Here is a 13,288-nt window from a genome sequence, read left to right on the forward strand (position 1 = left end):
GGCCAATGACTTATAAAATATATTACACATAGATGACAGGAGTGATCGGGATGCAGGCAAGATTGTTACTGGAGGACGGTACGCTGTTCAGCGGAAAATCCTTCGGCGCGGATGCTGAAATGACCGGAGAGGTTGTTTTCAATACAGGGATTACAGGATATCAAGAGGTGCTGAGCGACCCGTCCTACTGCGGACAGATCGTGACGATGACATACCCTTTGATCGGAAACTACGGCATCACGCGGGATGACTTTGAATCCATTCGGCCGTTCGTCCACGGATTCGTTGTTCGTCGTCATGAGCCTGTTCCTAGCAACTGGCGTGCAGAATACAGCGTTGACAGCTTGTTGAAGGAATATGGAATTCCAGGGATCAGCGAAATCGATACACGGATGTTGACCCGCATCATCCGTCATTACGGAACCATGAAGGGGATTCTGACAACTTCCAACAAGCCGGTAGAAGAGCTGAAGGAAATGCTCGGCGACACAACGATTGCTGAACTTCGCAATCAGGTGGCAAGTACTTCAACACCGCAAATGTTTACGAGCCCCGGCTCCAAGGAACGGATTGTTCTGGTTGACTTCGGTGCAAAAAGCGGGATTTTACGCGAGCTGACTTCCCGTGGCTGCGATGTGATCGTGGTTCCGCATGACACCACTGCGGACGAAATCCGCAGACTCCATCCGGATGGAATCCAGTTGTCTAACGGCCCTGGGGACCCGAAAGATGTTCCGTACGCTGTACGATATGGTCAAACAACTGCTTGGCGAATTATCCGATACTTCGGCATCTGCCTGGGTCATCAAATTGTTTGCACTGGCTGCGGGCGCCGACACCGAGAAGCTAAAATTCGGACACCGCGGCGGGAACCATCCGGTTAAAGAGCTTGCCAGCGGACGCTGCTATATTACTTCCCAGAATCATGGGTTTACAGTAAATGAAGATTCCGTTAAAGGCACGGAGCTTGAAGTCACGCATATCAACAACAACGATAAAACGATTGAAGGCTTGAAGCACTCGAAATTCCCGGCCTTCTCCGTACAGTATCACCCTGAAGCTGCACCTGGACCGCACGACAGCAGCTATCTGTTCGATCAATTCCTTGAAATGATAAGAGACCATAAAGAGAATGAAGTCCGGAAGCCGCGCCAGGCGGTTCTGGCCGCAGCCGTGAAAGGAGCTCGCTAATATGCCTAAAAATGAAACACTCAAAAAAATTCTCGTCATCGGCTCCGGTCCGATTGTCATCGGTCAAGCAGCGGAATTCGACTATGCAGGAACGCAAGCTTGCCAAGCACTGAAAGAAGAAGGTATCGAGGTTGTGCTGATCAACAGCAACCCCGCGACCATCATGACAGATACTAACATGGCGGATAAAGTATACATTGAGCCCATCACCCTGGATTTTGTCACGCAAATCATCCGACAGGAGCGTCCGGACGGATTGCTCCCAACGCTTGGAGGACAAACGGGTCTGAACATGGCGGTTGAGCTTGCGCGTGCCGGCATTTTGGAACAGGAGAATGTCAAACTGCTCGGAACTCAGCTGGAATCGATTGAGAAAGCGGAAGACCGCGACTTGTTCCGTGAGCTGATGCGCGAGCTTGAGCAGCCTGTACCAGAGAGCACCATCGTAACGACTTTGGAAGAGGCAATGGACTTCGCTGATGAGATCGGCTATCCGCTTATCGTTCGTCCTGCCTACACTTTGGGAGGAACCGGCGGAGGTATCTGCGCAACGGAAGAGGAACTGCGCGAAACGGTCAGCTCCGGCCTTCGCTACAGCCCGATTACACAGTGTCTGATCGAGAAGAGCATCGCAGGGATGAAGGAAGTCGAGTACGAGGTCATGCGCGATGCGAACGACAACTGTATCGTTGTGTGTAACATGGAGAACTTCGATCCGGTGGGCGTTCATACAGGCGACAGTATCGTTGTGGCACCAAGCCAGACGCTGTCTGACCGCGAGTATCAAATGCTCCGGAGCGCATCGCTCAAGATCATCCGTGCCCTGAACATTGAAGGCGGATGTAACGTACAGTTCGCGCTGGATCCGAACAGCTACCAATACTACGTCATCGAGGTAAATCCGCGGGTCAGCCGCTCATCTGCGCTCGCTTCAAAAGCAACGGGTTATCCGATTGCCAAGATGGCAGCCAAAATCGCCATGGGTTACACGCTGGACGAGATTGTCAATCCGGTAACGGGCCAGACCTATGCTTGCTTCGAGCCTACCCTGGACTATATCGTCAGCAAAATCCCGCGCTGGCCATTCGATAAGTTCATCCACGCTAACCGGAAGCTGGGAACACAGATGAAGGCAACCGGCGAAGTGATGGCGATTGGACGCACCTTTGAGGAATCCATTCATAAAGCAGTCCGCTCCTTGGAGATCGGTGTGCACCGTCTTTACCTGAAAGGTGCCGCTGAGCTGAGTGATGAAGTGCTCCAGCAGCGTCTTGTGAAAGCAGACGATGAGCGGATATTTCTGATCGCCGAAGCATTCCGCCGCGGTTATGGACTGCAGCAGATCCAAGACCTTACAAACATCGACTGGTGGTTCCTGGACAAAATCGAGCGCCTGATTAAATATGAAGATCACATCCGCCAAGAAGCTTCATTGACTTATGAAACCCTGTACGAAGCGAAACGTCTTGGTTTCACGGATCGCGCAATTGCCGAGCTTCGCGCTGAAGGCAATGCGAGTACACATACAACCGAAGAATCAATCAGGTTCCTGCGTCACGAGCATGGATTGCGTCCGGTTTACAAAATGGTCGACACCTGCGCTGCAGAGTTCGAAGCAACAACGCCATACTACTACTCAACTTATGAAACGGAAAATGAAGTCATCGAATCCGCCAAGGAAAAGGTCATCGTGCTGGGTTCCGGTCCGATCCGGATCGGTCAAGGCATCGAGTTCGACTACTCCACCGTGCACGCTGTATGGGCGATCCAGAAGGCGGGATACGAAGCGGTTATAATCAACAACAATCCGGAAACCGTATCAACCGACTTTAATACGTCGGATCGCCTCTACTTCGAACCGCTCTTCTTCGAAGATGTTATGCACGTCATCGAACAGGAGAAGCCGATCGGCGTCATCGTGCAGTTCGGTGGGCAGACGGCCATTAATCTCGCCGAACCGCTGAGCAAAGCGGGCGTGAAGATTCTGGGCACAAGTCTGGAAAGCATTGACGAAGCCGAGGATCGCAAAAAATTCGAAGCGCTCCTGTCCAGACTGGACATTGCCCAACCGAAAGGAAAAACCGTAATATCGGTTGATGATGCTGTAGAAACGGCTCAATCGCTGGGTTATCCGGTACTGGTAAGACCATCGTATGTACTCGGCGGACGGGCCATGGAGATTGTATACTCCGACAGCGAGCTGCTTAGCTACATGAAAGAGGCGGTTAAGATTAACCCGGATCATCCGGTGCTGATTGACCGGTACATGATGGGCAAGGAAGTGGAAGTAGACGCGATCTGCGATGGCGACACCGTTCTGATTCCGGGAATTATGGAGCATGTAGAGCGCGCAGGAGTTCACTCCGGTGACTCGATTGCGGTATACCCTCCACAGTACTTGTCCCAGGATCTGAAGGAAAAGATCACGGAGATTACGATCAAGATTGCCAAGGAACTGAATACCCGCGGACTTGTCAACATCCAGTTCGTTATCTACAAAAATGAAGTGTACGTGATCGAAGTGAACCCGCGCTCCTCCCGGACAGTTCCATTCCTGAGCAAGGTTACCGGCATCCCGATGGCGAACCTGGCTACGCAGGCCATTATGGGCGGGAAGCTCAAGGATTTGGGATACGAGGAAGGCATGTGGCCGGAAAGCGACTATGTATCGGTTAAAGTGCCGGTGTTCTCCTTTGCGAAGCTTCGCCGCGTTGAGCCTACACTCGGACCGGAGATGAAATCTACCGGTGAGGTGATGGGCCGCGATGTGAAGTATGCCAAGGCACTATATAAAGGGCTGATCGGTGCAGGCATGAAGATTCCTTCGACGGGTGCCATTATCGCTACCATCGCAGACAAGGATAAAGCCGAAGCAGCAGCACTGCTCAAAGGCTTCCATAAGCTTGGTTATAAAATCATAGCAACAGGCGGAACAGCCGCGGCATTAAAAGAAGCGGGACTTGATGTGACGACCATTAACAAGCTGTCCGAAGGAACACCAAATATTCTGGATATGATCCGCACAGGTGAAGCGAACTTTGTCTTTAACACATTGACCAAAGGCAAAACGCCGCAGCGTGACGGATTCCGTATTCGCCGTGAAGCGGTTGAGAACGGCGTAGTGTGCATGACCTCGCTCGATACGGTTCGTGAGCTTCTGACCATGCTGGAGACGATCAACTTCTCTTCGGAAGCGATGCCGGTTTAAATCGAGAAGGAGGGGTACAGATGAACGCAAGCTCAAGCTACAATGAAATGGCGGGCCGCCTAATGGTGGCTCTGGATTACCCGGATGCCGATCGTGCGAAGGATCTGGTTCAGCAGCTCGAGGGCATTCCCTGTTACATGAAGGTGGGCATGCAGCTCTTCTACGCCGCAGGTCCTGACTTCGTGAAAGAACTGAAAGCAAAAGGATATTCCGTGTTTCTGGACGTGAAGATGCACGATATCCCCAATACGGTAAAAGGCGGCTCGCACAGCGTTACGCGGCTGGGTGTGGACATGTTTAACGTCCACGCCGGCGGCGGTGCGCTCATGATGCAGGCGGCAAAAGCCGGGGCAGAGGCCGCAGTGGCGGAAACCCCGGGTCTTGCCATGCCTACAATTATAGCGGTAACGCAGTTAACCAGTACGGATCAGGATGTCATGAATAACGAAATCGGGATCCCAGGGCTTGTAGAGGGCACCGTTGTAAGATACGCTTCGTTGGCCCAGCAAGCCGGACTGCACGGCGTCGTGGCTTCATCGCTTGAAGTGGAAGCCATTCGCACCGCGTGCGGTAAGGATTTTAAAACCGTTATCCCGGGCATTCGTCCTGCTGGCGCGGATATCGGTGACCAGGCCCGGGTGCTTACGCCGGGAGAAGCGGTTCGCAGGGGCAGCCACTATCTAGTTGTTGGTCGCCCAATTACCTCTACCGCAAACCCTAGACAAGCAGCAGTACAGATTATTGAGGAGATGATTCAAGCATGAGTACACTCGCGAATATTCCGCATCAGATCGCATCCCATTTGCTGAAGATTGAGGCCGTTTCCCTTCGTCCACACCAGCCGTTTACATGGACGTCGGGCATCAAATCCCCAATTTACTGCGACAACCGCCTGACGATGTCCTACCCCGAGATTCGTGACTACATCGCTGAATCGTTTGCTGCTGTCATCCGGGAGCAGTATCCGGAAGCGGAAGCCATTGCCGGAACGGCGACAGCAGGAATTCCGCACGCGGCCTTTGTATCCCAGAAGTTGAAGCTGCCGATGTCTTATATTCGGGACAAGGCCAAAGGCCATGGCAAGGAAAACCTGATTGAAGGTCTGATCAAGCCGGGGCAGAAGGTGGTTGTGATTGAGGACCTGATCTCCACCGGCGGCAGCTCATTGAAAGCAGCGCAAGCGGTCAAAGATGCAGGTGCAGAGCCGCTGGCGGTACTGGCCATATTCAGCTATCAGCTGGATAAAGCGGTACAAGCCTTCGCCGAAGCTGGAATTCCGCTGCAGAGCTTGTCCAATTACGGTGCACTCATCGATGTAGCCCTATCCGAAAACCGGATTCAAGAAGAGGATGTACAGCTACTTCAGTCCTGGAGAGCGAATCCTTCCTCCTTCGGACTATAAACATTATTGTACAGATTATAATTTTTGATCCGACTGCCGCCTCTGAGATTTTTTGCAGAGGCGGCGTTTTTTATCTTTTTAGAAAGGGATAGTGCCTCTAGAACCGTAGCTGTTTATTCCTTGTGATGAGAAACCAATTTATACTTTGTGAATTAATAAAGTAAATATATAAGGGGTATATGGGATTTAATCAGGGCATAGTTTATACTAAAAATAAAATAAAAGTATAAATGAGGGATGACCATGTTGGCTGTTGAAGCAGTAGGTGTCCATAAAAAGTTTGGCTCTACATACGGAGTTAAGGATTTGAACATGTCAGTTGAGCAGGGCGAGGTGTTTGGCTTTATTGGACCGAATGGCGCTGGGAAGTCGACTACCATTCGAATGATCATGCAGTTATTGTCTCCAAGCTCGGGTGAACTTCATGTGCTTGGCACATCCATGCGGCAAGAGCAGCCGGAACTTCGGCGGCGCATCGGTTACTTACCATCAGAGATCATCCTCTATCCTAATATGACGGGCAGGGAGATGCTTGAATTTACCGCCAGAGCACATGGGCTGAAAGTTAAACAGACCGAGGCTCTTCAATATGCCGAAAGGCTGCAATGGGATCCCGGCATCAAAATCAAAGCCTATTCCCTTGGCAATCGAAAGAAGCTGGGCATCATTTTGGCTCTTCTGCACCAGCCGGAACTGCTTATTCTCGATGAGCCCACTTCTGGTCTGGATCCCCTTGTGCAGCATGAGTTTTTTCAAATGCTGGGTGAGTTCAACCGGAAATGGGGCATGACGATATTTTTTTCGACTCATGTGCTGTCGGAGGTGGAGAAGGTGTGCCAGCGAGTTGCTTTTATACGTGATGGTGAACTGCTCCGTATATCACGCATGGAAGATTTGTCTGCCGGGAGAAGCCATCGGATCATGCTTCGGCTGGAAATGCCGGGTGATCAGCGCGAGAACGACCTTTTGAAGTTTATCGATGCAAAGGTCCAGTTTGATGGAACGTATCATTGGTTTGATACGGGAGGAAACCCGTTGTCGAATACGCTGGCTGCATTATCCCGGCTTCCGATAGCGGATCTGACGATTCGAAGGCCAACAATTGAAGAAATGTTCATGGACGATTATCGGGTGCAGCATGCAGAGGAGGAACGGGTATGAGGTGGAATCTGGTTCAACAGGAGCTTCGTCAAAACAGACGCGGATTCTGGACGTGTTTTCTTGTGACCTTATTAATACTGATTCTTTTGCTGGGCAAGGCAGAAGCCTTTGTGAACAATCCGGAAATGGAACAGCTCATAAAAGGTTTGCCGGAAGGCCTGCTTAAAGCATTTGGCATAGAGCCTGAAAGCTTTCGTACCTTCGAAGGGTTCGTGGCAACGCAGGCCTACCCCTATTTTATCGTGCTGATATCTTCTTTTGCGACGTCGTGGGCAGCTGGAAGCATATCCAGGGAACGAGACAGGGGCACTGCAGAATTTCTGTTCACGCTGCCTTACAGCAGAGGAGAGGTATTCTGGAGCAAAGCGTTTGCGAACTGGCTGCATATGACGATTGTGTTTGTTGTCGGTTCACTGCTTATTCTGCTGCTGGCTAGGTATACGGTGCAACTGGAGCAATATGGAGGCTTATTGCTGCTATTGTTGTCAGGTTATTTACTGGTGCTGCTGTTCATGGGGATCGGTTACGCGTTTACCTCCTGGTTCTCTTCTGATCGCACGGCTGTGGCCGTTGGAGCTGGAGTCGCTGTTCTGGCATTCCTGCTCAAGCTGCTCTCCGGCAGCAGTGAGATGATGCATAAGGTATCTTCAATCTCGCCCTACGGGCTCTTCGATGCGTTGGATATTGTCCGGGGGGGCGGGTTGACAGCGGTGAGCTGGGTCGTTACATTAGGACTGTATGCGGCTGGCACAGCCATAGGTGTCCTTATGCTGAAGAGAAGGGATATCGTTTAACCGATGAATGCCAAGAAAGAAGCAGTGCTGGAAGCTGGGAAACGGTTGTTTTTGGAACATGGAATTTTGCAGACAAGCATGGAACAAATCGCGGAAGCGGTGCCTGTCTCCAAGATGACCATTTATAATTATTATCAGAGCAAGGAAGGGTTACTGGATCATGTAGTGGATCGGATGATTGAGGAATTGATGTCAATTTATCGCGATGTGATGGAGCAGGCCAGGGATCCTCTTGAAGCATTAACCATTTTCTATAGGGATCAGGAGAAATTTTCGGTGCATGTGTCGCAGAAGTTCGTGACGGATCTGGCCAAATTTCCGGAGCAGATGGAGAAGCTGATGCAGTTCAACCAGAAGTATCTAGTGCCTGATTTTGAATTGCTGATCTTTAAGGGCCAGCAGCTTGGCCAGATTCGAAAAGATATCTCCCCTCAGGTGCTGGTCGCTTTCATGACCTTCATTAAGGAGTTTACGGCGCGGAGCGAGTGGTATAATGGTCTGGGCAGCATTAACGCGGTGAGTGAGCAGTTGATGACGATTATGTATTACGGCATTATCCAGAAGGATGACCCGCCTCATCCTACATGAAATCAAAGAACATTCCAGTGGTTGTTTACGACCCGGGATGTTTTTTTTTGTAGGTTTTCAGCGATTCATTGTTTTATATGTGACTGAATTGGGTATATGTTCCTATAAATTTAGGGCCAGGATTTGGTAGAGGGGGAGGAGACGTCTCACCTATAATAGTAATGATGGCTTGTGATTTATTTACAAAAATAGGCGGGACTGACCGTAAGGAGGAGAGATCTTTGGAATTTTCGTCAAGGATCAAACTGACCGGCAAACAATTTTTTGTGTTAACCGGCATCGTTGGTGCAAGAGCTGTCATCGGGCTCGAAGATCCTTTCCGCGGTACGCTTGCCGAGGAGATGCCCGCAGAAGTGGCCAGGATAGAACAGGAGCTCCTGGAGGAAGGCTTGATTGTTACAGATACCGTCGATAACGAGCCGGTTCTTGCGCAGGAATTGCTGGAATACATAGAAGTATGCAGTCGGACCCTGTTAACGATTCACATGAGGGTTACCGGTTCTGAGGGAGAACCGAAGGAGTGTTTTATTTACTACAGTTCAGCCCTTGTCGTAATATCCGAAATCGAGAGCGGTCCATCCGGTGAGCGGATATATGTATTGGAGGAGCTGGGAACGCCTTCAGAGGCCTGGTTGAAGATCATTGGCTACCTGCAGCTTGAGGATAGGAAAAACCGCGGCACGGGCCCTCTGGCTCTGCCTAAGGGTTGGTTCCAGCAATGGATGAACGCTGAACAAGGTGAGCAGGAGCCGCAGCGGCATTTGCTGGCGCAAGGCTACCCGGAATCCGTTGTTACGGCTTTGGCTGACTCTGTAAGCAGTCCGGAGAGATATGCTTCATTCACTGTGTATTATTGTCCGGATCTGAATTGCAGAATCCAAGGGATTGAACTGTTAAGGGGGAAAGATTCCAATTGGCTGATCCGCCCTGAAGGAGATCAGGATCAGATCCGGGGCGCCCAAGTTACAGAGATCATCCATGAGCTTGGAGCCGTAATAGAGCGTATAAAGTGATAGAGGACAAACATGGCTGTAACATCTTACAGTGTGTCTTCTCGATCAACTACATGGAGGATTGTTTGATATGACCAAAATACGTGTAGTACCCGAAATGCTGAACCAGCAAGGAGCAGCGGTATCTGATATTGCACGGGAAGTCCAGCAGCTTCAGGAGCGGATGCAGCAGCGCATTCAGAGCATGTCGTGGGAGACACGTCATCGTGCACAGGTTGAGCAGCGCCTGGCGCAGTGCAGGGCTGCTTGTCAGTCGGTGGTAAGCCGTCTGGAGCAGAATCGCGGGCAGTTGGTGAAGAAGGCCAGCGATTTCTCGCAAACCGACCAGTCGCTTGGGAACAGCTTGACCTTCGGCAAACAATCGGTAGCTCAAATTAGTCCGCATCTGCTGCTACAGACGAGCCTGGCACAAAACGGGAGCAAAAAGTCAGATCCCCCCGTAACGGCAGCAGGGGTTGAATTTAATGCGCTCGCTCCATTTGGCGGAACGGCTGATCAATGGTCCAGCAACCCGCTGGCGGCCACCGGCGTATTGTTCGGGACCGTAACGGCATCAGGAACGATGTATAAATACTGGGACATGTACCGGAACGGATTTGGAGTCTGGCTTGAGAAGGACAGACGCGGCAATATGCGAGCCAATGTGACCAACGGAATGATGGCCAATATCCGCAAGAAAACCTATGCCGAATACAACTGGCGGAATCACCCCCGAATCCCAAAATATGTCCTTCCGGGCGCAGCGGTTAAAGATTCGCTTAGCTGGAAAGGCGGTAAGCTCGGTTATGCGGGTATCGCCATGCAAACGGTGGGCAATCTGGTCACGAATATCAATGAGAACAAAAGTGGAGCCAAAATAGCCGGGGACGCTGCCGTGGATGTGGGTGTCGGCTTGGGTACGGTTGTAGCCTCCGCAGCAGCTGGTGCCAAAGCCGGCGCGCTGATCGGGACGGCGGTGGGCGGTCCGATCGGAACCCTCGCGGGTGCGGCAATCGGTTTTGGTGTTTCGGTGGGTGCTTCCTATGTCATGGATGGGATCAAGTTTGCAGATTTTGACGGGAATGGCGAGAAGGATACTTTAACCGAGGGTTTAAAAATAGGAGTTGAGAAATTAGGGTCGACGATAGCCGGTTGGTTCAAATAAGGGGAGTGTAACAGATGGGCACAAAGATTTCGGAGGAAGCGTTATTTCATTTCCGGCTGATACCCGCAGAGCAAATCCGGGGCGGCATCGTATGTTTTTTATTTATTATGCTGATACCTGCACTGGTTACTTTGTCGGAGCCGATGATGTCGATCTATTTTTACATCGCTTGCGCAGTATGGGGGGCTATGCTGCTGTGGGGAGTGGGCCTGAGTTTAAACCCGTATCAATCCGAGGTCGGTTTCGTGCTGTATTTGGGGTTGTATGGTTTGGCGCTAGGCCGTTACTTGTCAGGTCGCTATATTAAAAATGATGTATCACATGGCTGGAGTGGATTCCATTGGATATGGTCTCAGCTCGGTAGCGGTCATGCTGCTATTGCTCGCTCTATTCTATGTCCTGCATTTTAGAGCGCTGCAGCAAGGAGCCTACCAATCCATGGAGAGGCAGGGTCGGGTCGGAAAAGCTGGCAAGGCCGCCATGCTGTTTGCGGCTATCGGTTACACAGGTTATTACTTGGCAGTCGCGGTTATCGGAGATATTGGCAGGTTCGTGATGGGAATGGCGGCTTTTTCCGTCCTGTTGATTCTCGGTCTGTATTTGGCTGTTGTGTTCATTCATCGCTACTTCTTCATTCAGAATCATATGGATCAACTGAAAGAGCATTACCCCGTTTTGGGGCTGCCGAAGGAGCAGCGGAACGCAGCGTATCTGAACAAAATGAAACAGGGGCGCGCACCGGTGGCACCGCATCGTCCAAGCAAGAAAAGGAGAGGGTAATTATGACACAGCAGTTATTGCCAAACGGATCGATTGTTATTTTGAAACAAGGGGAGAAGAAGCTGGTGATATACGGGCGCAAGCAGATTCTTGCACTTGAGCAGCCGCAAATGTTCGATTATCTGGCCTGCCCGTACCCGGAAGGGTATGTTAGCCCGGAATTTGCCTATGTGTTTAATCATGAGGATATCCAGGACATTATATTTACCGGCTACCAGGACGAAGAGGAGGAGCAGTTTCAAACCGTACTGGCTGAGACAAAAGCTACATAACATCCCAGAGTATATTTTCATAAAGGTTCATAAGGGAGGAGCGTGAGGTAGATCATGTCAGGACGCATAGAGGTATCCCCGGAGGAACTGCGCCGCGCAGCGGCAGACATTCGCAGCGGAAGTGACTATGGCGGGGAACTGGTAGCCAGAATGTCACAGATCATTGAGACGCTGAATGCAGAATGGGAGGGTGTTTCGCAGCAGCGGTTTCGCACAGAGGCTGAGGAGACAAAGGCACAGCTCGTGAATTTTATCCAGATGATGAATTCGATGGAGCAGGAGCTCATGAGCATTGCTGCCCGGTTTGCAGAGGCTGACGGACAATAGGCGGAGCGATTTATTAAGCGACAAAAACAAACTTGGCGACTTTTCCCCGGTTGAATTCCGGGAAAAGATTGCCGCCTTGACGGGGCTAAGATCAGTGGTACGGTATAGGGCTGATTGTTTTTTTTATTAGGGAAGGACTTTGTGGATATTGCGGTTTTTTAGTGGAAGTTTGGACATAATATGACAGCAGCAGATTATACTTCAGGTAAGGAGTCGCATAGGATGAATTGGATCTATTACGGAAAGCTGTATAAAACCAAATTTCAAGCAGGGTGCTTCGCCAAACGGTTGGAGCAGGATGGATGGCTGTTCGGGTACAATGATCCGCGGATGGTGGAGGTTTACCGTTCCAGGAAGGGCCGATACGGCGTTCGATTTATGCCTTGATTAAATTCCATTAAAACAGTACTTGACTTGATGCAAGGGAATGGTGTATATTTATTCTTGTCGCTGTTTGATACAGCATTGACGCGGGGTGGAGCAGTTCGGTAGCTTCGGTAGCTCGTCGGGCTCATAACCCGAAGGCCGCAGGTTCAAATCCTGCCCCCGCAACCAATTTTTAAACGATGTATGTATGACGTCCTTATGTTTATGTGTACATGTATGTTCAGGGCCCTTAGCTCAGTTGGTTAGAGCGGTCGGCTCATAACCGATTGGTCGGGGGTTCGAGTCCCTCAGGGCCCACTTTATCGAAAACCCTTGCGATGCAAGGGTTTTTTGCTGTTTAAAAGGGCGTTACACGTAGCATAAAACTATGGTGAAAATATAGGTTACTTCGATTTGCTAACGCATTTGCTAACGGCAGCTATTTATCCACAGGATCTAGCGTCTTTTCAGAGTACTTTTTAAGCTCTGCTTCAATCCTATCGACGGCTTCATCTTGCATAGTAGGGAGTAAGTGAGAGTATCGTTCATTGAACATTGCTGGAGTCATTCCGAGGCGTTCAGCTGCCGCTTTGGGGTTTATGCCAATCCGGAGTAAAAATGACGCGTGGGTATGTCTTAAATCGTGGAATCGAATCTTCTTTACTCCTGCCTTCCGGACCAAAACGTCCATTCCTTCTGTTATACGTTTCGGTTTTATATAACCGCCGTTTGGGTAGCAGCATACGAGATCATTATCCTCATACCCATCACCGTACTCAGATTTGTACTTCTAAATCTGCTCATAGCGTTCCTGGAGGTCGTCTAAGATAAACTGAAATATTTTACCCTACGGATTGAATCATTCGTCTTAGGGCGCTGTATGACCAGTCCTGAACGGCGATGTCATGGGGGCAAGGGGAACTCTTTCCAACAGCGAATGAAGCGGAGATCCAGCGTACAAAATTCCTGCTCGGAAAATATAAAAAGATGACGATACTCATGCACGATTTTGAAAAATTCGAAGGAGAATTAAGGCAAGTGG

The 13,288-nt window shown here is 50.4% G+C and carries 14 protein-coding genes, 2 tRNA genes and 1 pseudogene; 16 read left to right on the forward strand and 1 reads right to left on the reverse strand.

Going from position 1 to position 13,288, the window contains the following annotated elements; all coding sequences use genetic code 11:
- Nucleotides 1-50 precede the first annotated feature (50 nt).
- From carA to PVOR_RS10400, 16 genes and pseudogenes are all read left to right on the forward strand, one after another.
- Nucleotides 51-1,191: pseudogene (gene carA, locus PVOR_RS10335) on the forward strand (glutamine-hydrolyzing carbamoyl-phosphate synthase small subunit).
- Nucleotide 1,192: 1 nt separating this feature from the next.
- Nucleotides 1,193-4,399, forward strand: a complete 3,207-nt coding sequence (gene carB, locus PVOR_RS10340; protein WP_006209106.1) for a carbamoyl-phosphate synthase large subunit — start codon at nt 1,193-1,195, stop codon at nt 4,397-4,399.
- Between the two features lie 20 nt (nt 4,400-4,419).
- On the forward strand, nt 4,420-5,163 hold the full coding sequence (gene pyrF, locus PVOR_RS10345; RefSeq protein WP_006209107.1) for an orotidine-5'-phosphate decarboxylase: 744 nt from the start codon (nt 4,420-4,422) through the stop codon (nt 5,161-5,163).
- The gene (pyrE, locus tag PVOR_RS10350) at nt 5,160-5,801 is read left to right on the forward strand and encodes an orotate phosphoribosyltransferase (RefSeq protein ID WP_006209108.1); all 642 of its coding nucleotides are present in this window, start codon (nt 5,160-5,162) and stop codon (nt 5,799-5,801) included. The genes pyrF and pyrE overlap by 4 nt, the downstream gene beginning before the upstream one ends.
- Before the next feature lie 243 nt (nt 5,802-6,044).
- On the forward strand, nt 6,045-6,962 hold the full coding sequence (locus tag PVOR_RS10355) for an ABC transporter ATP-binding protein (protein ID WP_006209109.1): 918 nt from the start codon (nt 6,045-6,047) through the stop codon (nt 6,960-6,962).
- Nucleotides 6,959-7,756 carry an ABC transporter permease gene (locus PVOR_RS10360; protein ID WP_006209110.1) on the forward strand — a complete coding sequence of 266 codons (798 nt, stop codon included), beginning with the start codon at nt 6,959-6,961 and terminating at the stop codon, nt 7,754-7,756. The genes PVOR_RS10355 and PVOR_RS10360 overlap by 4 nt, the downstream gene beginning before the upstream one ends.
- A gap of 3 nt (nt 7,757-7,759) precedes the next feature.
- On the forward strand, nt 7,760-8,344 hold the full coding sequence (locus tag PVOR_RS10365; RefSeq protein WP_006209111.1) for a TetR/AcrR family transcriptional regulator: 585 nt from the start codon (nt 7,760-7,762) through the stop codon (nt 8,342-8,344).
- A 221-nt stretch (nt 8,345-8,565) separates the two neighbouring features.
- Nucleotides 8,566-9,357, forward strand: coding sequence for a hypothetical protein (locus PVOR_RS10370; RefSeq protein ID WP_006209112.1), 792 nt, complete (start codon nt 8,566-8,568; stop codon nt 9,355-9,357).
- 70 nt (nt 9,358-9,427) lie between these two features.
- The gene (locus PVOR_RS10375) at nt 9,428-10,501 is read left to right on the forward strand and encodes a WXG100 family type VII secretion target (RefSeq protein ID WP_006209113.1); all 1,074 of its coding nucleotides are present in this window, start codon (nt 9,428-9,430) and stop codon (nt 10,499-10,501) included.
- Between the two features lie 14 nt (nt 10,502-10,515).
- Nucleotides 10,516-10,911 carry a hypothetical protein gene (locus PVOR_RS31615; protein WP_006209114.1) on the forward strand — a complete coding sequence of 132 codons (396 nt, stop codon included), beginning with the start codon at nt 10,516-10,518 and terminating at the stop codon, nt 10,909-10,911.
- Nucleotides 10,823-11,281, forward strand: coding sequence for a hypothetical protein (locus PVOR_RS31620; protein ID WP_234972826.1), 459 nt, complete (start codon nt 10,823-10,825; stop codon nt 11,279-11,281). Before PVOR_RS31615 ends, PVOR_RS31620 begins: the two co-directional genes overlap by 89 nt.
- Nucleotides 11,282-11,283: 2 nt before the next feature.
- Nucleotides 11,284-11,553, forward strand: a complete 270-nt coding sequence (locus PVOR_RS10385) for a DUF4176 domain-containing protein (protein WP_006209116.1) — start codon at nt 11,284-11,286, stop codon at nt 11,551-11,553.
- A gap of 54 nt (nt 11,554-11,607) precedes the next feature.
- Nucleotides 11,608-11,880 carry a WXG100 family type VII secretion target gene (locus tag PVOR_RS10390; RefSeq protein ID WP_006209117.1) on the forward strand — a complete coding sequence of 91 codons (273 nt, stop codon included), beginning with the start codon at nt 11,608-11,610 and terminating at the stop codon, nt 11,878-11,880.
- Between the two features lie 222 nt (nt 11,881-12,102).
- Nucleotides 12,103-12,267 (forward strand): hypothetical protein, encoded by a 165-nt coding sequence (locus tag PVOR_RS30995; protein WP_006209118.1) that lies wholly within the window; start codon nt 12,103-12,105, stop codon nt 12,265-12,267.
- 82 nt (nt 12,268-12,349) lie between these two features.
- Nucleotides 12,350-12,435, forward strand: a tRNA-Met gene (locus PVOR_RS10395).
- A 55-nt stretch (nt 12,436-12,490) separates the two neighbouring features.
- Nucleotides 12,491-12,564, forward strand: a tRNA-Ile gene (locus PVOR_RS10400).
- Between the two features lie 121 nt (nt 12,565-12,685).
- Here the strand turns inward: PVOR_RS10400 and PVOR_RS31625 are convergent.
- On the reverse strand, nt 12,686-12,964 hold the full coding sequence (locus PVOR_RS31625) for a tyrosine-type recombinase/integrase (RefSeq protein WP_327196531.1): 279 nt from the start codon (nt 12,962-12,964) through the stop codon (nt 12,686-12,688).
- Between the last annotated feature and the right edge of the window lie 324 nt (nt 12,965-13,288).

Source organism: Paenibacillus vortex V453 (genome assembly GCF_000193415.1).
GTDB lineage: Bacteria > Bacillota > Bacilli > Paenibacillales > Paenibacillaceae > Paenibacillus_AQ > Paenibacillus_AQ glucanolyticus.